Origin of the sequence: Kribbella sp. NBC_00709 (genome assembly GCF_036226565.1) — a bacterium.
Lineage (GTDB): Bacteria > Actinomycetota > Actinomycetes > Propionibacteriales > Kribbellaceae > Kribbella.
Genome location: NZ_CP108996.1, coordinates 3,373,465 through 3,393,727, shown reverse-complemented (window position 1 = coordinate 3,393,727; position 20,263 = coordinate 3,373,465). Strand labels below are relative to the sequence as shown.

21 protein-coding genes and 1 tRNA gene are annotated in these 20,263 nt (G+C 67.9%); 7 read left to right on the top strand and 15 right to left on the bottom strand.

Annotated elements, in window-relative coordinates; genetic code table 11:
- Window positions 1-38 precede the first annotated feature (38 nt).
- Entirely contained in the window at window positions 39-854 is an 816-nt protein-coding gene (locus tag OHA18_RS16810; RefSeq protein ID WP_329005039.1) for a TIGR03620 family F420-dependent LLM class oxidoreductase, read from the top strand.
- Here OHA18_RS16810 and OHA18_RS16805 read toward each other — a convergent pair.
- The gene (locus tag OHA18_RS16805; RefSeq protein WP_329005038.1) at window positions 831-1,355 is read right to left on the bottom strand and encodes a GNAT family N-acetyltransferase; all 525 of its coding nucleotides are present in this window, start codon (window positions 1,353-1,355) and stop codon (window positions 831-833) included. The two genes, OHA18_RS16810 and OHA18_RS16805, sit on opposite strands and share 24 nt — an antisense overlap.
- Before the next feature lie 66 nt (window positions 1,356-1,421).
- Here OHA18_RS16805 and OHA18_RS16800 point away from each other — a divergent pair.
- Window positions 1,422-1,509 (top strand) — tRNA-Ser (locus tag OHA18_RS16800).
- Between the two features lie 48 nt (window positions 1,510-1,557).
- Here OHA18_RS16800 and OHA18_RS16795 read toward each other — a convergent pair.
- From OHA18_RS16795 to OHA18_RS16775, 5 genes are all read right to left on the bottom strand, one after another.
- Window positions 1,558-2,703: an RNA polymerase sigma factor gene (locus OHA18_RS16795; RefSeq protein WP_329005037.1), complete on the bottom strand. Its 1,146-nt coding sequence runs from the start codon at window positions 2,701-2,703 to the stop codon at window positions 1,558-1,560.
- A complete protein-coding gene (locus OHA18_RS16790; protein WP_329005036.1) occupies window positions 2,700-3,110 on the bottom strand; it encodes a YciI family protein in 411 nt (136 codons plus the stop codon). Before OHA18_RS16790 ends, OHA18_RS16795 begins: the two co-directional genes overlap by 4 nt.
- A gap of 92 nt (window positions 3,111-3,202) precedes the next feature.
- Window positions 3,203-3,637 carry a VOC family protein gene (locus tag OHA18_RS16785; RefSeq protein WP_329005035.1) on the bottom strand — a complete coding sequence of 145 codons (435 nt, stop codon included), beginning with the start codon at window positions 3,635-3,637 and terminating at the stop codon, window positions 3,203-3,205.
- Between the two features lie 107 nt (window positions 3,638-3,744).
- Window positions 3,745-4,410: a response regulator transcription factor gene (locus OHA18_RS16780; protein WP_329005034.1), complete on the bottom strand. Its 666-nt coding sequence runs from the start codon at window positions 4,408-4,410 to the stop codon at window positions 3,745-3,747.
- Entirely contained in the window at window positions 4,407-5,201 is a 795-nt protein-coding gene (locus tag OHA18_RS16775) for a sensor histidine kinase (protein WP_329005033.1), read from the bottom strand. Before OHA18_RS16775 ends, OHA18_RS16780 begins: the two co-directional genes overlap by 4 nt.
- A gap of 139 nt (window positions 5,202-5,340) precedes the next feature.
- Between OHA18_RS16775 and OHA18_RS16770 the strand changes: the two genes are divergently transcribed.
- From OHA18_RS16770 to OHA18_RS16760, 3 genes are read left to right on the top strand one after another with little or no spacing between them, the layout of a single operon-like run.
- The gene (locus OHA18_RS16770) at window positions 5,341-6,048 is read left to right on the top strand and encodes an ABC transporter ATP-binding protein (RefSeq protein WP_329005032.1); all 708 of its coding nucleotides are present in this window, start codon (window positions 5,341-5,343) and stop codon (window positions 6,046-6,048) included.
- Window positions 6,045-8,378: an ABC transporter permease gene (locus OHA18_RS16765; protein WP_329005031.1), complete on the top strand. Its 2,334-nt coding sequence runs from the start codon at window positions 6,045-6,047 to the stop codon at window positions 8,376-8,378. Before OHA18_RS16770 ends, OHA18_RS16765 begins: the two co-directional genes overlap by 4 nt.
- A 51-nt stretch (window positions 8,379-8,429) precedes the next feature.
- Window positions 8,430-9,179, top strand: a complete 750-nt coding sequence (locus OHA18_RS16760) for a class I SAM-dependent methyltransferase (RefSeq protein WP_329005030.1) — start codon at window positions 8,430-8,432, stop codon at window positions 9,177-9,179.
- Here OHA18_RS16760 and OHA18_RS16755 read toward each other — a convergent pair.
- From OHA18_RS16755 to OHA18_RS16745, 3 genes are read right to left on the bottom strand one after another with little or no spacing between them, the layout of a single operon-like run.
- Window positions 9,155-9,964, bottom strand: coding sequence for a class I SAM-dependent methyltransferase (locus OHA18_RS16755; protein WP_329005029.1), 810 nt, complete (start codon window positions 9,962-9,964; stop codon window positions 9,155-9,157). The two genes, OHA18_RS16760 and OHA18_RS16755, sit on opposite strands and share 25 nt — an antisense overlap.
- Window positions 9,965-10,019: 55 nt before the next feature.
- On the bottom strand, window positions 10,020-11,645 hold the full coding sequence (locus tag OHA18_RS16750) for a LuxR C-terminal-related transcriptional regulator (protein ID WP_329005028.1): 1,626 nt from the start codon (window positions 11,643-11,645) through the stop codon (window positions 10,020-10,022).
- 42 nt (window positions 11,646-11,687) lie between these two features.
- On the bottom strand, window positions 11,688-12,473 hold the full coding sequence (locus tag OHA18_RS16745) for a nitroreductase/quinone reductase family protein (protein ID WP_329006120.1): 786 nt from the start codon (window positions 12,471-12,473) through the stop codon (window positions 11,688-11,690).
- Window positions 12,474-12,682: 209 nt separating this feature from the next.
- Between OHA18_RS16745 and OHA18_RS16740 the strand changes: the two genes are divergently transcribed.
- Window positions 12,683-13,219: a TetR/AcrR family transcriptional regulator gene (locus OHA18_RS16740; RefSeq protein ID WP_329005027.1), complete on the top strand. Its 537-nt coding sequence runs from the start codon at window positions 12,683-12,685 to the stop codon at window positions 13,217-13,219.
- Window positions 13,220-13,478: 259 nt separating this feature from the next.
- Here OHA18_RS16740 and OHA18_RS16735 read toward each other — a convergent pair whose 3' ends face one another.
- The 6 genes from OHA18_RS16735 to OHA18_RS16710 all read right to left on the bottom strand — a co-directional run bounded on the left by OHA18_RS16735 (window position 13,479) and on the right by OHA18_RS16710 (window position 19,517).
- Window positions 13,479-14,390, bottom strand: a complete 912-nt coding sequence (locus OHA18_RS16735; protein ID WP_329005026.1) for a carbohydrate ABC transporter permease — start codon at window positions 14,388-14,390, stop codon at window positions 13,479-13,481.
- Window positions 14,383-15,321 carry a carbohydrate ABC transporter permease gene (locus OHA18_RS16730; RefSeq protein ID WP_329005025.1) on the bottom strand — a complete coding sequence of 313 codons (939 nt, stop codon included), beginning with the start codon at window positions 15,319-15,321 and terminating at the stop codon, window positions 14,383-14,385. Before OHA18_RS16730 ends, OHA18_RS16735 begins: the two co-directional genes overlap by 8 nt.
- On the bottom strand, window positions 15,318-16,592 hold the full coding sequence (locus tag OHA18_RS16725; protein WP_329005024.1) for an extracellular solute-binding protein: 1,275 nt from the start codon (window positions 16,590-16,592) through the stop codon (window positions 15,318-15,320). Before OHA18_RS16725 ends, OHA18_RS16730 begins: the two co-directional genes overlap by 4 nt.
- A gap of 187 nt (window positions 16,593-16,779) precedes the next feature.
- Window positions 16,780-17,994, bottom strand: coding sequence for a hypothetical protein (locus OHA18_RS16720; protein ID WP_329005023.1), 1,215 nt, complete (start codon window positions 17,992-17,994; stop codon window positions 16,780-16,782).
- Window positions 17,991-18,401: a hypothetical protein gene (locus OHA18_RS16715; protein WP_329005022.1), complete on the bottom strand. Its 411-nt coding sequence runs from the start codon at window positions 18,399-18,401 to the stop codon at window positions 17,991-17,993. The genes OHA18_RS16720 and OHA18_RS16715 overlap by 4 nt, the downstream gene beginning before the upstream one ends.
- A 36-nt stretch (window positions 18,402-18,437) precedes the next feature.
- The gene (locus OHA18_RS16710; protein ID WP_329005021.1) at window positions 18,438-19,517 is read right to left on the bottom strand and encodes a substrate-binding domain-containing protein; all 1,080 of its coding nucleotides are present in this window, start codon (window positions 19,515-19,517) and stop codon (window positions 18,438-18,440) included.
- Window positions 19,518-19,593: 76 nt separating this feature from the next.
- Between OHA18_RS16710 and OHA18_RS16705 the strand changes: the two genes are divergently transcribed.
- The gene (locus OHA18_RS16705; protein WP_329005020.1) at window positions 19,594-20,229 is read left to right on the top strand and encodes a DUF624 domain-containing protein; all 636 of its coding nucleotides are present in this window, start codon (window positions 19,594-19,596) and stop codon (window positions 20,227-20,229) included.
- Window positions 20,230-20,263: the final 34 nt, after the last annotated feature.

Genomic DNA, 20,263 nt, shown 5'->3' with positions numbered 1-20,263 from the left:
GGTGGTCGGCGGCCCCGGTGCGGGTTCACTCTGGATGAGTGACGGATCATCAATTCGGCTCGTTCGGGATCACGACCGGGCTTGACAGCAGTGCGCAGTCGATCGCCGCGGCACAGGCGGCCGAGGAGCTCGGGTACCCGGTGATCTGGTTGTCGGGCGGTCCGCTGCCCGGGCTGCAGACGATCACCGATCTGGTCGAAGCGACGGCGGCGATCAAGTTCGTCAGCGGGATTCTGGCGGTGACGAAGTACAGCGCGGCCGACGTGAGTACGACGTACGCCGCGCTCGAGGCGACTGCGCCGGCGCGATTCACCGCCGGTCTGGGTGGGGCGCACGGGCCTAAGCCGTTGGCGACGCTCAACTCGTATCTGGACCAGCTGGACGTACCTGTGGGGCGTCGGGTGCTCGCTGCGCTCGGTCCGAAGATGATGCGGCTGGCCGGAGAGCGGACCGCCGGTGCGTACCCGTTCTTGACCAGTGCGGCGTACTCCGCCGACGCGCGGAAGGTCCTGGGCCCCGACAAGCTCCTGGCCGTCAGCCACCTCGTGGTACTCGAAACAGACGCGGACCGAGCGCGGAGGATCGCTCGGGACACGATCAGCTTCTTCACCCGCATCCCGGGGTACATCGCGTCGTTCGAGCGGCAGGGGTTCGGCAAGGCCGACCAGGCCGAGCTGCCCGACCACATGGTCGACGCACTGGCCTCATGGGGCAGTCCAGCCGACATCAAGGCCAAGCTGACCGAGCACCTGGACGCCGGCGCAGACCACGTCGCCGTCAATGTGATCACCGGTGAGACCGGTCCGCAGCCAATAGAACAGTGGCGAGCGCTAGCTCCCACTCTGCTCGGGTAGCGGCTTCTCGTAGAGGCGGGCGACCGACTCGAGCTTGTCGTACCGGTACGGGCGCTCCTCACCGGTCGGCTCGAACCCCTGCCGTCGCCAGAACCCAGTCGCGACGTCTGCGTTGGTGTCCACCACGGCGAGACGCAGCGTCCGTACCTCGGGCCACGTGGTCCCGACGTACTGCTCGACCAGGCTGTACGTCGTCCTGCCGTAGCCGAGCCCCTGGTGCTTCGAGTGGACCTCAAGCAGACCGATGAAGGCAGTCTGGTCGTTCGGAAAGCCCCTGAGCAGGTCAACGACCGCAACCAACCGGTCCGCTACGAACGCGCCCAGGACAACCTTCGACTCCTCCGGGAGATCCTCCGGCCGCATCAGCAGCAGACTCTGCGCATCGGAAGGCCCAGGCGGGTATCCGGTGATGCGCTCGGTATACCCAGGATCAGACTCGATCAGCTCCTGCAGCGCGTCCACATCACCCGGCCCGATCGGCCGCAGCACCAGTTCGTCCACGCAGTCGACCCTAGATGAGCAGTCCGATTTCGGATTCCCCCATCCCCTTCGGTATCCTCTCCGCTTGGAGGATTCGCCTAGAGGCCTAGGGCGCACGCTTGGAAAGCGTGTTGGGGGCAACCCCTCACGAGTTCGAATCTCGTATCCTCCGCCACTCTTATGTCAGCAGGCCGGTCGCTGTTGCGACCGGCCTTCTGGCGGTTCAGGTGTGGAGCTGGGTGTTGAGACGGGCGGCCTGGCGGGTCAGGTGGTCGCGTTCGGGGAAGTTGGAGGCCTTTTGGGCGGCTTCGGCGTAGAGCTTGGCTGCGGTGGCGGGGTCTCCGGCGCGCTCGTGCAGGTAGGCCAGGGCGGCTGTGTGGCGGGGTAGGGCGGGGTCCAGGTCTGCGAGGGCGGCCAGGCCGGCGCGAGGGCCGTCGGCTTCGGCGACTGCGACGGCGCGGTTGAGGCGGGCGATGGCGCTGTCGGTGAGGCGCACCAGTTCGTCGTACCACTCGACGATCTGCACCCAGTCGGTCTCCTCGGCCGTCTGGGCGTCGGCGTGGAGGGCGGCGATGGCGGCCTGGGCCTGGAACTCACCCAGGCGGTCGCGGGCGAGGGCGGTCTGGAGGATGTCGACGCCCTCGGCGATCAGGCGGGTGTCCCACAGGGTGCGGTCCTGCTCGGCGAGCGGTATGAGGCGGCCGTCGGCGCGGGTCCGCGCCGAGCGCCGGGCGTGGTGGAGCAGCATGAGCGCGAGCAGGCCGGCGACCTCCTCGTGGCTGGTCTTGGCAGCCAGCTGCCGGGTGAGCCGGATCGCCTCGGCGGCGAGGTCAACGTCGCCGGAGTACCCCTCGTTGAAGACCAGGTAGAGCACGCGCACCACCGTCGCCACGTCTCCGGGCTGGTTGAAGCGGACGCCCGAGACGGTCCGCTTCGCGCGGCTGATCCGCTGCGCCATGGTCGACTCCGGAACGAGGTACGCCTGCGCGATCTGCCGAGTGGTCAGGCCGCCGACCGCACGCAGCGTGAGCGCGACGGATGACGCCGGCGTCAGCGAGGGATGAGCGCACAGGAAGTACAGCTGGAGCGTGTCGTCGACTGCCTCGACCGGTCCGGGCACAGGCTCACCCTCTACGCGCACCTCGCGCCGCTGCCGGGACGTGTCGGCGCGGGTGGCGTCGAGGAACTTGCGCCAGGCAACGGTGACCAGCCAGCCCTTGGGATCCCGCGGCAGATCGTCCGGCCAGACCCGCACGGCCTCGACCAGCGAGTCCTGCACGGCGTCCTCGGCCGGCGCGAAGTCGGCGCCGCGCCGGACGAGTACGCCGATCACCGCGGGTACGAGGTCCCGCAGCAGTTGCTCGTTCACTCGGTGACCGTGGGCGGCGCGCCCCAGAACGGCCGCACCTCCAGCCATTCGTGGAGCGGCTTGCCACCGGGCCCGGGTGCCGCGGACAGCTCTCCTGCCAGCTGTACGGCGCGGTCCCACGACTCCACGTCGATGACGTACCACCCGGCGATCAGGTCCTTCGTCTCGGCGAACGGCCCGTCTGTCACGGGTGGCTGCCCCTCGCCGCCGTACCGCACGAACGCGCCCTCGGGCGTCAGTGCCTGCATGTCGACGAACTCGCCCGTCTCCTCGAGCCGAGCGCCGAAGTCGCTCATGAACTGCACGTGTGCGTTGACTTCCTCCGGCGTCCACTGGTCCATCGGTCCGGAATCCACGACCGGGGTCGGGCCGCCCTGGTAGTGCTTGAGTAGCAGGTACTTCGCCATCATGTTCTCCTTACACGTACGGCCCATTCTGGCCGTGTTCACGCCGGGGACGGAGCCGGGGAAGGTTTCTCGACATCCCGCCGGGACATTTGTCAGCTGAGATATTCGGTCAGGCCGACGAGGATTCCTCCGAGGGCGCGGACGTAGCAGATCCGGATGCTGTCCTCGTACTGCGCCACCTCGCCGACCAGCTCGGCGCCGTGGGTGCGCAGGCGGGCCAGCATGTCGTCGAGGTCCTCGACGCGGTACATGACGCGATGCGTGCCGATGATGTTGTGCGGCGCGTTCTGCGGTACTGCGGGCGCAGCCGCCGGCGTCAGGTACTGCGACAACTCGAGCCGACCGTGCCCGTCCGGGGTCCGCATCATCACGATGTCGCACCGAACGCCGTCAAGTCCGACGCACTGGTCAGCCCACGGGCCCTCGACCTGCGCCTTCCCCTCCACCGCCAAACCGAGCTCAACGAAGAAGGCGACGGCAGCATCCATGTCTTCAACAACAATGCCGACGTTGTCCAGCTGAATCATGATCGTGGTTCTCCTAGCTCATCGCGGCCACTTACATACCTACGACGCAACCAGCCCCACGATCTCGACATCATCATCTGTGTTATTGGGATACGCGCGCGGGCTCGCTATTCATCGCGGTTGCCTGGGGAGATGAGGCCGGTTTCGTAGGCGAGGACCACGGCTTGGGCTCGGTCGCGGAGGGTCAGTTTGGCGAAGATGCGGGCAACGTGGGTTTTCACGGTTGCCTCGCTCAGGGCGAGTTCGGTCGCGAGTTCAGCGTTGGACAGGCCATGGCCCATCAGAGTCAGCACCTCCAGTTCGCGGGGGGTGAGGCTGGTCAGGTCGCGGTGGATGGCGGGTTGGGGCGCGGCCGGCGTGGCGAAGCGTTCGACCAGGCGGCGGGTGATGGACGGGGCCAGGAGGGCATCGCCGGTCGTGACGAGGCGTACGGCGGCCGCCAGGTGCTCGGGGGTGACGTCCTTGAGCAGGAAGCCGCTGGCGCCGGCAGCGAGGGCGGCGTACACGTAGCGGTCGAGGTCGAAGGTCGTCAGGATCAGCACGCGGCAGTCGGTCGGGCCGGCGAGGATCCGGCGCGTCGCCTCCAGGCCGTCCATGATCGGCATCCGGATGTCCATCAGGACGACGTCCGGGCGCAGGCGTCGTACGGCGTCCACTGCCTCGGCACCGTCCGCGGCCTCACCGACGACCTCGATGCCGCGGGCCTTGAGGATCATCTGGAACCCGGTTCGCACCAGAGCCTGGTCGTCTGCGATCACCACGCGGGTTGTCATGGGCGCTCCAGGGGGACCTTGGCGCGAACGCGGAACCCGCCACCCAGACGACGCCGGGCATCCAGGTCACCGCCGTATACGGCGACCCGCTGCTTCAGGCCGAGCAGACCTCGTCCGTCGCCGCCGGGAGCGGGCGGGCGGCCGCCGGTCAGGATGCTGGGGCCGGTGTTGAGGATCTCGACCCGGAGGGCGTGCGGTGCGTAGCGGACTGTCACCTCGGCCTTGACGCCGTCGCCGTGCTTCAGCGCGTTCGTCAGGGCCTCCTGGATGATGCGGTACGCCGTGACGTCGACGCCGGTGGGGAGTGGTCGGGGGTCACCGGACACCCGCACCTCCACAGGTAATCCAGCAAAGGCGATCCGGTCGATCAGCTCACTGAGGCGGCTCAGACTCGGCTGTGGCGACAGGGGTTCGTCGTCCTCACCTGAGGCCTTGGGCGCGAGCAGACCGAGCAGATGGCGCAGCTCGGCCATGGTGTCGCGGCCTGCGGCCTCTACTGCGAGTAGAGCGGCCTCCGCCTGTTCCGGCTCGGCTGCGAGGACCTGTCGCGCCGCACCGGCCTGGATGACCATGACGCTGACGTTGTGGCTCACGATGTCGTGCAGGTCGTGGGCTATCCGCGCCCGCTCCGCGTCGACCGCGTTGCGGGCGGCAGTCTCCCGTTCGCGCTCCAGCAACCACCCACGCTCCTCGAGCGCTCGAGTATGGGCCCGCCGGGCCCGGACGAGCGCGAACGCGAGCAGACCGGCCAGCACGGCCAGTGCCGCGGCAAGCAGCCATAGGGTGATCACGACATCCACTGTCCCAAAGCTGTTCGAGAAAGCGCATCATCCGCTCGGCGCACGCCGTACATCCGCAGGATGACAGCCGACGGAGATTACCTCGGCAGGCTGACGTCAGCGGCGCCTGACCGGCCCTAGCGTGAGCAGCATGACGGAGGACGCAGGCAACGAACAGGCGGTCGTACGACTCACCGCCGTGCGCAAGGAGTACGGCGAATCGGTCGCACTCGACGGAGTATCGCTGGAGATCCACGCCGGTGAGGCGGTCGCGGTGATGGGACCGTCCGGCAGCGGCAAGTCGACATTGCTCAGCATGGTGGCCGGACTCGACCGGCCGACGTCAGGAAGCGTCGTGGTGCACGGCGACGACCTGGGTTCGCTGAATGAGAAGGGACTGGCGTTGTTCCGGCGCCGCCGGATCGGCATGATCTTCCAGTTCTTCAACCTGCTGGACGACCTGTCTGCCCTCGACAACGTCGCACTGGCCGCCCAGCTCACCGGTACGTCGGCGCCGCACGCACGGAAGCGCGCACTCGAGCTCTTCGAGGAGCTGGGCATCGGCGGGCGGCGCAACACGTACCCGGCGCAGCTGAGTGGCGGTGAACGGCAGCGTGTCGCGGTCGCTCGCGCACTGATGAACCGTCCGGCGATTCTGCTCGCCGACGAACCCACTGGCGCGCTGGACACCCGCGCCGGCGAGCAGGTGATGGACCTCCTGCTGGACCTGAACCAGATCGGTCAGACGCTGCTCCTGGTGACCCATGACCAGCAGCTCGCGACACGGTGCGCCAGTCGAGTCATCGACTTCGTCGACGGGCAGATCGCCGGCGAGCGCAGTCTGGAGCGTACGTCGTGAGCGCCGTGTGGCCGGTGTCGCGAGCAGCGGTACGACGCCGCCGTGTGCAGACCGTGGTGATCGGTGTCGTCGTACTGCTGTCCACCACGATGATCGTGGTCGCACTGGGGTTGCTGGCCGCTTCCAGCGCTCCTTTCGACCACGCGTACTCGCGACAGAGCGGTGCACACCTGGTGGCGTCGTACGACCCGAGCAAGGTCAGCGACAGTCAGCTGACCAAGGCGGCCTCGGCTGCCGAGGCGTCGGCCGGGCCGTTCGCGATGGCGACGCTCGACCTCGGCGGTGGCGGCGGGATGTTCGGCGAACCGCAGTCTCTGGTGACGGTTGGGCGCGCGGACCCAGGTGGAGCGGTCGACCGCGTCAACGTGTGGAAGGGGCGCTGGGCGGACAAGCCAGGTGAGATCGTGATGAACCGCAATCCCACCGCGTCCGAGGGGCGCGGGGCGGCGGCGCTCGGATCGACTGTCAGCCTGGCGGGTCAGACGCTGACGATCGTCGGATTCGCGTACAGCGTCAGCCAATCGGCGGACGCGTGGGTCGCACCGGCGCAGATGACGTCGTTGAAGCCGACAGCCACGCAGATGCTCTACCGCTTCGCTCAGGCCGCGACCAACGAGCAGGTGTCTGCTGGTCAGTCCGCAGTGACGTCCGGACTGCCCTCTGGCGCGTTGGTGGGCACTCAGTCTTACCTCGGGCTCCGTGCACTCGCCACTGGTGAGCCGAACACGTTTGTCCCGTTCTTGATGGTCTTCGGCTGGCTGGGGCTGGCGGTGGCGGTACTGATCGTGGCCAACGTGGTCAGTGGTGCTGTGGTCGCCGGCTTCAAGCACATCGGCGTACTCAAGTCTCTGGGCTTCACGCCGACACAGGTGATGGCGGTCTACCTGACGATGATCTCCATCCCGGCGATCGTCGGGTGTGCAGGCGGGACTGTGCTGGGCAATGTGCTCGCAGAGTCCTTGCTGACAAGGGCTTTCGAGAACTACGGCGCCGATGGCGTCACCGTGCCGATCTGGGTGGACGTGGCGGTCGTGATCGGCGTACCGGTGCTGGTGGCGCTGTCTGCTCTGTTGCCTGCGCTACGAGCGCGGAGTCTGTCGGCGGCTCAGGCAATCAGCGCAGGTAGTGCACCGCGAGCCGGGCGCGGGCTGCGGGCACAGCGTTGGCTCAGTGGTACCCGGTTGCCGCGGTCGATTTCTCTTGGGCTCGGGCTTCCGTTCGCTCGGCCCGCGCGTACGGCGTTGACGCTGGCGGCCGTCGTACTCGGGGTGACCAGCGTGACGCTGGCGGTGGGGCTAGGGAAGTCGCTGACGGAGTACCAGACTGCAGCGAGTCGAGTGGACGCCGTGGACCTGTCGCTGTTCGCTCGCCCAACGGATGGCGGGCCGCCGTCGACCGATCCGGATGCGCCACCAGCGCCCAAGCTGAGCGATGCGGCGGACGAGGCGTTGGTGCGGTCGATTCCGGGCGCAGTGTCGGTGACAGCGAGCGCGAACCTTCCGATGCGGCTGGCTGGGACCAGTACGGACCTGCATGTGTCCTTCTATCGCGGGGACTTCCAGCAGCTGGGCTATCGGATGCTCGACGGGCGGTGGTTCGACGGTCCGGGGCAGGTGGTCGTTTCGGAGCGGTTCCTGCGGCAGCGTGGGCTGGCTGTCGGCGACACCATCACGCTGCAGTCGCAGGGCAAGACGGTCCGGGCACAGATCGTCGGGAAGGCGATGTACAACTCGGGCGACGAGGTGCTGTCGAACTGGCAGACGCTGGCACTGGTGGCGCCGACGCTGCGGGCGTCGCTGTACGAGATCAACGTCAAGCCTGGTACGGACCTGGACGCGTTCGTACAGGCGGTGCAGAAGGGCGATCCGGGTCTGATCGAGACAGAGGGACAGGAGGCCGGCACGTTCGTGGCGATCGTGCTGGCGACCGTCGTACTGCTGACGCTGATGCTGGGGACGGTCGCCGCGCTGGGCGTCTTCAACACCGTCATCCTCAACACCCGCGAACGACGCCGCGACCTCGGCATGCTCAAGTCGATCGGCATGACCCCCGCCCAGGTCACCGTCATGGTCGTCACCTCGATGGCTGCCCTCGGCGCGATCGGCGGCCTGCTCGGTATCCCGCTGGGCATCCTCGCCCACCGCCTGGTCGTCCCCGCGATGGCCAACGGCGCCCAGGTCGAGATCCCGCCCTTCATGCTCGACGTCTACCCCTGGTCCCTGCTGGCCCTGCTGATCCTCGCCGGCATCCTCATCGCGGCAGCCGGCGCCTACCTCCCCGCCCGCACAGCCGCCCACACCACCATCGCCAAGGTCCTGCACAACGAATAGGACGGTCGATATCGGTTTGCTTGATGGGCTCGGGTCGGGCTGACTTGGGGGATGGATCAGGTGGTGGCGAACAACCGGGTGGTTTGGGAGCAGGCTTCGGTGAAGCATGTTCGGGAGTACGACGAGCTGCTCGAGGAGGCTCGAGGCGACGGGCTGCTGTTCGAGCGGGAGCGGGAGTTGCTTCAGCCGGTGCTGGCCGGGCAGCCGGTTGTCGTGCATCTGCAAAGTGGGCATGGGTTGGACGACATCGGGCTCATCAAAGCCGGCGCGCGGAGCGTCATCGGGATCGACTACAGCTCGGTGGCTGCGGGTGCGGCGCAACGGCGTGCTCGGGAGCTGGGCATGGCCTGTCATTACCTGGTGGCCGAGGTGCCCGGCGTACCGGTGAAGGATGGATGTGCGGACCTCGTCTACACCGGCAAGGGTGCGCTGATCTGGATGCGCGACCTCGACGCGTGGGCGCGGGACATCGCGCGGGTACTGCGGCCCGGCGGCCGCCTGTTCGTGTACGAAGCCCACCCGGCTGTCCCGTTGTGGACCTGGGACGAGGACGAACCGCGGATCCGGCCGGACCGCAGCTACTTCGCCGAATCGCACGTCAACGACACGTTCCCCGGCAACGGCGCCCGTGAATGGCAGTGGAACCTCGGCCAGATCGTCACCGCGATCACCGAGGCCGGCCTGCACCTCGAGGCCCTCGAGGAGTACGCCGAACCGTTCTGGCGACCGCAGGACGACACGAACGCCGCCGCGTGGTCCGGCCGCCTCCCCAACGCCTATGCATTACTGGCGCGGCGCTGACCCCGGATCATCAGGTACTCGGCCGGCAGCAGGAGGCGTGCAGATCCAGAAGTGTTGTTCCGCTCGAACAGGTCGATCAGGTCATCGCGCAGAGCCGGCCACCGATCGCCCAGCGCCTCCCGAGCGAGCATGACCGGGCCGAACTGCGTGCCGTAACACTTCACCGCCTCGACGACCGAAGGATGGTGGATCACGCAGACCTCACGACTGAACGACAACTCGATCCCCGGGAACAACGACCGCACAGTCTCCTCGGAACCCCAGGCCAGCGGCGGATCGACGTACTCCGGGGCAGGCGGACCATAAGCACCCACCGCGCGGAAGAACTCCCCGATCGTCCCCTCCGGCGTCCACGCACACACCCCGAGCCGGCCGCCCGGCCGTAGTACGCGAGCGATCTCAGCGGCGACGACCTCGTGGCGCGGCGCGAACATGCAGCCGAAGCTCGAGAGCACCACGCCGAAGCTCGCGTCCGGGAAGGGCAGGTCCTCGGCATCACCTTCGACCCAGTCGATCCCGAGCCCGGCCCCGCGCTCGCGGGCCTTCGCCAGCATGGCCGGCGTGAGATCAAGCCCGGTGACGTGAGCACCGATCCGGGCGGCGGGAATGGTCGCGTTCCCCGTCCCACAGGCCACGTCCAGGACGTCCTCACCGGCCCGAACAGCCAACGCGTCCACCAGCCGCTGCCCGACCTCGTACAACCCTTCCGCACGCATCATCGCGTCGTAGTCCCCGGTGGCCCACGTGGTCCGGACCGACTCCTTGTACTGCGCGAACCTCTGCATGGCACCACCATCGACCCCAAGCTGCCTCGGCCGCGTCACCCGAACAGGCCATCCGCTAGAGCAAACCCAGCCCCGTCGCCCGCGAGACGGCCGCCGCGCGAGTCGAACAGTCGAGCCGCGTGAAGATGTTGGCCACGTGCCGATGCACGGTGTGTTCGCTGATCACCAGTTGCCCAGCGATCTCCCGGTCCCCCAGTCCCTCGGCGATCAACCGCAGTACGTCGAGCTGACGCGCGCTCAGGACTGCGGTTCGATCGGCCAACCCCAGCTCGCCGAGCAACGATCGTTGGTCCTGCCGTGGGACGGGGATCGCCGCGAGCCCCGCACGAGCCTCGCGGCGGGCGGCCTCGGTCCGGCCGAGCGACAGCAGGCTGCGGGCGAGTTCCAACCGGCAATGCCCCGCCTCGAACGGAGCGATTCCGTCGTACAGATCAGCAGCATCCTCGAAGTCCTCGCAGGCCTCTTCGTGCTCGCCACGAGCCGCCGCGTGGATGCCCTGAGCGAACCGCGCCGCCGCCCGCATCGGCCGCGTCCGCAGCGAATCGGCGATCGAGCAGAACTCGGCGAGATGGACCGCAGTCGACCCGTGCTCACCCAACGCCGCGTCGGCTCGAACCAGAAGCTCCAGCGGCCAAGCACGGCTGACCGAACCAGGCGGGATCCGCCGCAGCATCCGTTCCAGTACGTCGCGCGCCGCCGCCGGATCGCCCCGGTCGAGGCTGAGCTCAGCCAGCCCGCGCTTGGCCAGCGGATGCCACGGAACCTCGTTGAACAAGGCCTCCGCCTGCTCAACCTCGCCCTGCCGCCGACGCAGCTCGCCAAGGCGTACGACGGCCTCGGCCCGCCAGTACGGGCGCTTGGCAGTGAGGTCCTCGTGGGCCTCGATCAACTCCCGCTCGGCCCCGATCCAGTCGCCGTGCCAACCGAGGATCGCCGCGTAATGCGCCCGGCAGACCCCGGTGACGAACCGCGCTTCCATCCGCCGGCTGAACTCCTCGACCTGCTGGCACCACTGCGCCCCGCGCTCGTAGTCCCGGATCTCTTCGCACGCGGAGATCAACCGGCAACATGTCCACGCCGCCGGCGCGAGATTCTCGTACTCCCCGCCGAGGGCAGCCGCCGTCGCCTCGTCCAGGCAGCGCATGCCCCGCTCGACCGCACCGTCCTCCACCAGCGCAAGCCCTTCGGTGGCCAGACTGAACATCTCCAGATCGACGGCCTGATGCCGGCGACCGAGTTCCTGAGCCTGTACGGCGAGCTCGCGCGCGCGACCGGTGTCATGCCGACCGAGGGCGACATGCGCCTCGAACACCCGGAGCCATCCGAGTTCCGCGCAGGGCTCCAGGTCGTCGAGCAGGCGAGCGGCCCGGTTGAACCAGCCCTCGGCGACCGCACCGGCACCGTGAAATTCGTTGTGGTCGTCGCCGAGCCACAACGCCATCCTGGCCGCGGCCCGCTCGTCCCCGGCCTGCCGGTAGAGCCGGAACGCCTGCTCCCGCGCATCCAGACAGGCAGGCACGTCCTCGAGCCACCACGTCGCCCAGCTCAGCCCTTCGAGGGCCGCGGGTGTCGTCGCGGTCTCCAGAGCTCGCTCGAACTGGGCGCGAGCGGCCGACCAGGCTCCGCGCGTCAGCGCAGCCCGGCCGGCCATCAGGAGGTCGTCGTGCGCGGTTTCTCCCATGCTGGCCGGATCATGATCCCGGCCACGGTCCCCGCGCAAGGCTCAGAGGTACGGCAGCAGCTCCGCCTCTTCGCGATCCAGGTGCGCGTTGAGCTGAGCGATCAGCTCGTCGACCTGGGGCAGGACCTCCGCCGCCGGAGTCGCGGCCAACTGCTCCAGCTCCTCCAGCAGTACGGCGATCTTGTCGTGCTCGACCTCCAGTACGGCGATGACCTCGGCCAGCTCGGGGTGCTGCTGGAGCAGCGCCGGGAACAGACCGGTCGACTCGCCGGTGTGGTGATAGTGCAGGCCCTGGCAGACGGTCAGGCAGTTGATCTGAAGCTGAGCGCCCAGCGTGCCGGACTTGGCAACCTCGGCCCGGATCAGGGAAAGCTCTCGCCGAAACGCCGAGTGGATGGTCTTCAACGCCTCGGCAAAGGACCCGCGCTCGGCGCCCGGTGGGGGCCCCGGGCGCTGGACGAGGGCTACCACCGGAATGGTCCGGGTAGTGCGGGCCTGGTAGTCGCCCCACCCCGGATCGGCCTCGACGAGTCGCGCGAAGACCTCGTCGCGCTCGGCGCCACGCAGTACGACTGCCGTGGCCGGATAGCTGAACAGACCGAGGTCGACGGTGACCTCGGGCTGCGCGAGCAGGTTGTGGTACCAGGCCGGGTGCTTGGGACTGCCGCCGGCCGAGCCGACGACGAGCACCCGGTCGCGATCCGGGTAGTACCCGAGGATCGCGGTGCGCGGCTGCCCGGAGCGCGCGCCAGTTGTTGTCAGGAGCAACAACCTGGAGTTCTCGAAGGGTCCGCCGACCTGGCCGGCGTTGCTCCGGAACTCGTCGATGAGCTGTGCGGTGAAATCGTTCAGGATTCGCTTCTCTCGTGTCGTGAAAGGAAATGCAGACGGGGAGAGAAACGCCCGGTGGGGCCCGCGCGGCGTTCAGAACGCAGCCGGGACCCCAACTCGTGAATGGCTGGAAGCAGCCGACCCGGCAGTCACGCCGCGATCGTACCCAAGCCCGCAGGCCAACCCAAGCAGGAGACAATGTCTACGTGTCATTGCCCGCGAGGCTCGTCCAAGCCGGGGTCGAACTCCTGGAGGAGGAGGGCCTCGGCAATCTCACCCTGCGCGCGATCGCGCGTCGTACCGGCGTCTCGCACGGCGCACCGCGGCGCTACTTCCCCACCCACAACGCGCTCCTGGCCGCGATCGCGGCCACCGGCCTGACGGACCTGGCGGCCCGTCTCGAGCCCGCCGACGGAGCATCGCCCGAGGACCAACTGGTCGACGCCGCCCGCTGCTACCTGGAGTTCGCCGCCGAGCGGCCTGGCATGTTCGACCTCATCTTCCGCCACGACCTGCTCGCCGGTGCCGGCGGCAACCTCCGCGCGACCTCACTCCCCCTGTTCCGGACCTTCGTCGACCTCGTCGCCCGGGTTCACCCCACCGACGCCGAGCTCCGCGCCATCGCCCTGTGGACAAATCTGCACGGCCTGGCCGTACTGCGCACCACCAACGCCCTCGAGCTCCTCGGCACCACCGACCTCGACCCGATGATCAGGTACGTCGTCCGCGCGCATCTGGGCTGATCGCCTACCGAACGTCGCCGGTTGCGTGCAATACGTCGTGATTCGCGGCGAGTTCGGCAAATCATTTCGAGAACTAGCGAAAAAACCTCATGAATGCTGTAACGGCGGGCACACTGCGCCGATAAACCGGACGAGTGACCCAGTGGGGGGACTACGTGGGAAGCTCCGGTGTTTCTTCGGGACCACCGCATGTGGAGGGGGCCTCGCAGGTGCTCACCCGGGGCGGGGTGAGCACCTGTTCGAGGGTCTGGGCCGTGTTTCAGCCCTTGATTCCCACGTTCGCCATTCCTTCGACGAAGCGTTTCTGCGCGAACACGAACAGCACGATCATCGGCAGCGTCGCGAGCGCCGTACCGGCCATCAGATAGGGCCACTGGATCTCGGCCGGGTTCTGGGAGAAGATCGCCAGCCCGAGCTGCAGCGGACGCATCTCGTCCGACGTCGTGATCATCAGCGGCCAGAGGAACCCGTTCCAGGCAGCCTCGATCTGGAACACCGCGATCGTGATCAGGGCCGGCTTGATCAGCGGCGTCATGATCCGCCAGAAGATGCCGAACTCGCCGAGCCCGTCCACCCGGGCCGCCTGCGCCAGCTCGTCCGGCAGCGAGACGTAGAACTGCCGGGCCAGGAACGTGAACAGCGGCGCCGCGCCGAGCGGGATGATCAGGCCCCACCACGAGTTCAGCCAGCCGATGCCGCCGTGGCCGAGGATGTTGTTGCCGCCGAACAGCGGGATCGACTTCACGATCATGAACAACGGCACCAGGATGATCTGGAACGGCACCAGCAGCAGCACGATGAAGTAGTTCAGGAGCATCTTGCCACCGCGGAGCGGCAGCTTCGCCAGCGCGTACCCGGCCGTCGTACACACCGCGAGCGTGAACGCGGTCTCACCGATCGCGATCAGCGCGCTGTTGCGGAAGTACCGCAGGAACGGCGCGGTCTGCATCGCCTCGGTGAAGTTGCGCCAGCGCAGTTCCCCGGGCAGCCAGGAGAACTTCAGGATCTCCAGGTCGCTCTTGAACGCGGTCAGCACCATCCACAGGAACGGTGTGATCATCAGCAGCGCGCCGACCGTCAGGACGACGTACAGCAGGATCCGGCCGGGCCGGATCGACGACGGCTTGGCCGACGGCGCGGAGGCGACCCCCGGCAGCGTTGCGCTAGTCATTGGCATCCGCCTTCTGGAGCAGGCGTCCGGCGCCGATGAAGAGCGCGATCACGATCATCATGATCACGGTCTCGGCGGACGCGTAGCCGAGTTTCAGGTCCTGGAACGCGTTCTGGTAGATGTCCAGCACCAGCACGCGGGTGTCACTGCCGGGCCCGCCGCGCGTCATCACGTACACCAGGTCGAACACCTGGAAGGTGCCGACGATCGACGTGATCAGCACGAAGAACTGCACCGGTCCGAGCGCCGGCCAGGTGACGTTGACGAACCGCTGCCAGCGGTTCGCGCCGTCCAGATCGGCGGACTCGAGCAGGTCGCGGGAAACACCCTGCAGCGCGGCCAGGTAGATGATGATCTTGGTCCCGAGGCCCTGCCAGATACCGACCACCATCAGCGACGGCAGCGCGGTCGCCGGGTCGGCCAGCCAGCGGTTCGGCGCGAACCCGAACAGGCTCAGGAACCCGTTCGCCAGGCCGGAGCCCGGGTTGTAGATCCACAGCCAGATCGTCGCGATCGCCACGGTCGCGGTCACCGTCGGGACGTAGAAGGCGGTCCGGAAGAAGCCGAGGCCCTTGATCTTCTGGTTCAGCCCGATCGCGATCGCCAGCGAGACCGCCATCGAGATCGGGATCACCACGATCGCGTAGAGCACGGTGTGCCACAGCGACGCCTGGAAGTCGACGTCGCGGAACAGGTCGGCGTAGTTCCCGAACCCGACCCACGACCAGGTGTCGCCGAAGCTGTAGTCGGTGAGGCTCAGGACGAGCACGGCGACCACCGGGATGACGATGAAGATCGCCGAGTGCAGCAGCGCCGGCGCCAGCAGGGCCCAGCCGGCCCGGACCTGACCGCGGAGCAACGTGCCGCTGTCCTTGCTCGGGCCGACCTTGCGCGCAGTGTCCAGTGCTGGACGTTCAAGAGTTGTGCTCATCGTGACTGTCCTGCCAGGTTGTGCAGCACTTTGGCGGGATCCTTCTGTCCGAGGACCGCCTGGGTGAGCTGGATGTCGAAGTTGCCGCGCATCTCGAGCCAGTTGGACGGCACCTCGTTCTCGTTGGCGGCGTACACCAGGCCCTCCGCAACGAACTTGCTCAACGGGTTCGACTTCGCCTGCGGCGAGTTGGCGGCGTCCTTGTAGGCCGGCACCTTCTTGTTCAGCTTGGCGAGCGCGTCCAACGTGGCCGGCTTGGTGAGCGACTGGATGAACGACCAGGCCGCGTCCTTGTGCCGGCTGCGCGACCCGATCGAGGCCAGGTCGCCACCGACGTACTCGATCTGCTTGCCGCTGTCGAAGCGGAAGAACTTCAGGTCGTCACAGTTCTTCTGGCCGATGCCCTTGTCGGAGCAGTCGACCGCACCACCGACGATGCCCATCGCGGCCTCGCCGGAGTACACCAGCGGTTGCTGGGCCGCGTTCGTCTGGCCGTACGGCTGGACGTTGTTGATCATCGACTTGATCCACAACAGCGTGTCCAGGCCGGCCTTGTTGTCGAAGTTCGGTTCGCCGCCGACGTACAGCGGCGTACCGGTCGAGGCCAGGAACGTGGTGAACGACTGCCGGAAGCCGGTCGCGGAGGCGAGGTCGAAGCCGCTGCGGGTGATGTTCCCGTTCTTGTCCCGCTTGGTCAGCTTCTCGGCCGCGACCTTGATCTCGGCCAGCGACGTCGGCGGCTTGTCCGGGTCCAGGCCGGCCTCGCGAAACGCGCTCTTGCGCAGCGCCACGGCCCGGGTGTCGGCGACCAGCGGGTACGCGTAGATCTTCTTGTCGTAGGTCACCGCCGGAGTCAGCGCCGGGGTGCTGTTCTCCTTGATGAAGTCCGGGGTCACGCCGTACTTGGCGAGGTCCTCGAAGATGTTCTTCGACGCGAACGGCTGGACCCAGCCGACGCCGGTGACCATCACGTCGTACGGGATGCCCGCCGCGATCGAGGTCGAGAGTTTCTCGTTGAGGTTGTTGTACGTCGCGAAGTCCGGCTCGACCTTCATCTTCGGATAGGTCTTGTGGAAGTCGTCGACGACCTTCTGGAACTCGTCCCGGCCCTTGGTACTGGGCGGGAACGACGGGATGAGCACCCGCAACGTGCCGGTCGCCTCGGCCGGCGGGATGCCGTCCGTGTTCTTGTCGATCACCCCGTTGCCACAACTGCTGACCACAATGCTGAGCGCAGCCGCCAGCAAGGTCAGTCCCACACCTCGTCTCACAGGAGAACTCCTTCGCTGCCTGTTTCAGCCGGGGGCCCGCGACCCCTCAAGTGCAGCGAAAGTATGGGAAAGGGCTTTCCTCGTCAATACCTCAGCGCTCGAATGATCACATTCGATCACGACCGGAACCCGACCGATCACAGTTCCAGCGGCGGCCGTCAGCGCTGGGTCTCCGGCCGGCGGACCGTCAGCGCTGAGTTTCCGGGCCTTGCCGCTCGGCAGCCGGGGCGTTCGATCCGGTACCGCGGGCTCCTTGCCGATCGGGGCTCAACCGACTGGCCGACGCCAACGGCGGCCCGGACAGCCCGGCCCGCGCCGCCGCCGCAATATCCGGCGGCAACTCCGGAGCAGAAGCTGGACTCGCCCCGGCATGAGCCCGAGCCGCTGGAGAGGCCCCGGCAGGCGCGGCCCCTTCAGACCCCGGAGACGCCGTCCCAGCCTCGGCAGCCGCCCCGGCCTCAGCCGACCGGGCAGCCGGTGCCGACGACTGCGTCGGAGGCTGGGCGCCGTCGCCGCGTTCGGACTGTGTGGCCTGCCGTTGCTCGGGTCCCACACCCCGCTGGACCTGCCTGCTCGGCGCCGGCATCTGCCACTGCTTCTTCAGCCGGCTGATCGCCTTGTAGCCCTCGCCGGCAGCCTTCGCGCCAACCGTGCGAATCTCGTCCGGATCGGCGCCCTCGGGAAGTCTTTCCACCTCGCCGAACGGGCGCCCCATCGCCTGCGCGATCTGCGCGACCGCCTGCTCACGCTGATCCGGCGGCATCAGCCCACGCAGGTCGCTGTTGTCGTACATCGCCTCCGCCGCGGCCTTGAACTTCTGGTCGGGCGGTACGACGGCCAGCCGACCGATCAGATCGTCGCGCTGCACTCCGGACCGCCGCTCGATCGCGTCGGCGAAGCCCTCGACCGCAGGCGTGAACTCCTTGTAGACCTTCGGGCTGTGGACGTTCTTGATCCCCGGCGCGATCTGATCGATGCCGAGTTCGTCGATGTACTCGTTCAGCTTCTGATGCGAGTAGAGCTCGGTGATCCCCTCCTCCAGCGGACGAACGCCCGGCCCGCTCTGGAAGGCCGCCTGCGCCTGCGAGTACTCCCGGCCCTCCGAAGCCAGCAGATGAACGTTCTCGTGCAGGACGACGCGCAGCGCGTCACGGTAACCACGGAGGTCAGCGGGATCCTGGTTGTGCACCCGCGCATTGCGGAACATCTCCTGGAGCCGCTCGTCCACATGGCGCGGGTTGTACGAGATCGAGTGGTCCCAGTTCGCCGTACCACCGATCTTGCTCGCGGAGGGGATGCGCGGCCCGTACCGGTTGTTCCAGGAAGAGTGATGAGCGCCCGAGACCTGCACGGCAGCGTTCGCCTGCTCGCGCAGCAGCTCCCGGAGAGTGGTGACCTTCATCGCATGAGCCGCAAAGCACCTATCAGCATCACGAGCGTGTGCTCCAGGGCGCCGACCGCCTGTTCCTCCTCCGGCGTGGCGACCTCGAGACGCTCCAGGGCCTGGACACCCTCCTCTGCACGGGCCAGGCGCTCGTCCGTGGTGCCGTCGTCCCGGACAGCCTCGGCGTATGCCCTGCGGGCCTGCAGGATGACCTCGGTCGGTGGCTCCTCGGGCTCGCGCTTGCCCTTGTCGATGGAGTCCTCGAGCGCGACGATGTCCCAGCCGGCTTCCTCGCGGTCGTCCTCGTCCTCGATGCCGGTCGCGAGCTGCTTGAGGCGCTCGATCGCCGCGGGCAGGCCGGAACGATCACCTCTGAGCAGGTGAAGGATCTGCTGGTACTCAGCCTCGAACTCGGCGTACTCCATCGCTTTCTCCCCGTGTTCCGGTGCAGACCTCTGAATTTACCTGTTTGCGTAGGCGGTTGCCGGGGATTCGAGCGCGCCGCAGGACGTGCGGATGTTGAGGGTGGGGAGCAGGCTGAGGTGCTGGACCGGGGTCGTCGGCGTCTGGAGTTTGCGGAGCAGCAGGTCGCAGGCGGTTTCGCCGAGGGCACGGCGGGCCGGGGAGATCGCGGTCAGGGGTACGACGGCCAAGGACGCGGTGACGTCGTTGTACGCGATGACGGCGAGGTCCTCGGGAACGCGCAGGCCGAGCTCCATCGCGCGCTCCACCAGGCGGGCGCCGTGCTCGTCGGAGTGGATCAGCACGGCGCGGCTGCCGAACGACTCGCACTCGGCCAGGAACGCGTCGACCTGGGCCACCGCGCCGGGGTCGTCGCCGCGCATCGGGAGGTCGACGGGCGAGAGGAAGACCTCCACGCCGAGCGCCTTCGCGGCCGTCTCGATACCCCGGCGGAGCCAGTACGCCGTCACCGTGGCCTGCAGGTTGATGGCGATCCGGCGATGGCCGAGTGCGACGAAGTGGCGCAGCGCCAGCATCGCGCCGTACGCGTGATCGGTGCGGACGTGGTCGTACTCGCGGGCCACGTGCGGGAACCCGAACGCCCGCTCCATCAGCACCAGCGGTACGTCGATGTCGTCCAGCCTGGTGTCGAGCCGGTCCGCGTCGCCGTCGCCGAGCGCGGTGCTGATCAGCAGCCCGGCGACGCCGATCCCGAGCACCTTGTCGATCCGCTCGCGCTCCATCGTCGGGTCGTACCCGGAGACGCCGAGGACCAGGCGCGCGCCGTACCGGTCGGCCATCGCCTCGGCGCCGCGGATCACGTCGGAGTAGTACGACGCGGCGCTCGGGACGATGATGCCGATCGTCAGCTGACTCCCGCGGGTGCCCTGGTCGGCCGTCCCGGTGCCGATCGCGCCGCCGTGCACCCGACGGAGCAGGCCGGCCGAGTCCAGTTCGGCCAGGTCCCGGCGTACTGTGATCGCGGAGACGCCCAGCTCGGCCACCAGATCGGCCACCCGGAGCCGGCCGTGCCGCCGCAGGCTCCGCAGGATCAGCTCGTGGCGCTCCTGTGCAAGCATGCGGTCCCCTGATCTTCGCGTGATTGTTCGTGATCATACGATCAAGGCACGCCCGGACGGAACGAGGAGGCGATCGGTGGCTGTCCCCCCTGCTGACAGAGGCACCGGCCGGACCAGCACGGTGCTGACGAAGCTGGCCGTCGTCGGTGACCTGCTGATGCTGCAATTGGTGTTCCTGGTGATCAGCCTGGGCATCATCACGCTGTTCCCGGCTGCCTTCGCGCTGCAGCGGGTGCTGCCGGAGGCGATCAGCCAGGACAAGCCGAAGCTGCTGCGGCGGTTCTTCGGGGAGTTCCGCTGGGCGATGAAGCACTTCTGGCTGTCCGGGTTCGGTCTGTATGCCGGTGGCGTGCTGCTGGCGTTCGGCATCTCGTTCTGGGCGTACGCCGGCGGTGCGGCGCGCGTCTTCGCACTAGTAGTGCTGATTCCGCTCACCGGGATGATCCTGGGGCTCTACCTGAGCGGTCTGGCCGTTCTGCCGGAGGCGGCCGCGGACGCGACCATGAAGACTGTGTTCCGGTCCGCCAACCTGTTTCTGCTGCGCCGGCCGATGCCGGTGGCCGGCGGGGTCGTAGTACTGCTCACCTGGTTCGCTCTGGCGTCGCAGGTGCCCACGCTGCTCGTCGTCGGGTCCGGATTGGTCCCGGCGCTCACGGCGTACATGCTGTCTCGGACGCGTCGCGAAAAAACTTCTGGAGACGTGTCAATCTGAGCTCCTCCAGTTCGACGTATGGGTGTAAGGCCCA

Coding starts and splice junctions, on each gene's coding strand:
- OHA18_RS16750 (WP_329005028.1), bottom strand. CDS start 11,645: ATGGGAGAAACCGCGCACGACGACCTCCTGATGGCCGGCCGGGCTGCG.
- OHA18_RS16710 (WP_329005021.1), bottom strand. CDS start 19,517: ATGCTTGCACAGGAGCGCCACGAGCTGATCCTGCGGAGCCTGCGGCGG.
- OHA18_RS16730 (WP_329005025.1), bottom strand. CDS start 15,321: ATGAGCACAACTCTTGAACGTCCAGCACTGGACACTGCGCGCAAGGTC.
- OHA18_RS16720 (WP_329005023.1), bottom strand. CDS start 17,994: ATGAAGGTCACCACTCTCCGGGAGCTGCTGCGCGAGCAGGCGAACGCT.
- OHA18_RS16760 (WP_329005030.1), top strand. CDS start 8,430: ATGGATCAGGTGGTGGCGAACAACCGGGTGGTTTGGGAGCAGGCTTCG.
- OHA18_RS16790 (WP_329005036.1), bottom strand. CDS start 3,110: ATGGCGAAGTACCTGCTACTCAAGCACTACCAGGGCGGCCCGACCCCG.
- OHA18_RS16770 (WP_329005032.1), top strand. CDS start 5,341: ATGACGGAGGACGCAGGCAACGAACAGGCGGTCGTACGACTCACCGCC.
- OHA18_RS16780 (WP_329005034.1), bottom strand. CDS start 4,410: ATGACAACCCGCGTGGTGATCGCAGACGACCAGGCTCTGGTGCGAACC.
- OHA18_RS16715 (WP_329005022.1), bottom strand. CDS start 18,401: ATGGAGTACGCCGAGTTCGAGGCTGAGTACCAGCAGATCCTTCACCTG.
- OHA18_RS16785 (WP_329005035.1), bottom strand. CDS start 3,637: ATGATTCAGCTGGACAACGTCGGCATTGTTGTTGAAGACATGGATGCT.
- OHA18_RS16755 (WP_329005029.1), bottom strand. CDS start 9,964: ATGCAGAGGTTCGCGCAGTACAAGGAGTCGGTCCGGACCACGTGGGCC.
- OHA18_RS16735 (WP_329005026.1), bottom strand. CDS start 14,390: ATGACTAGCGCAACGCTGCCGGGGGTCGCCTCCGCGCCGTCGGCCAAG.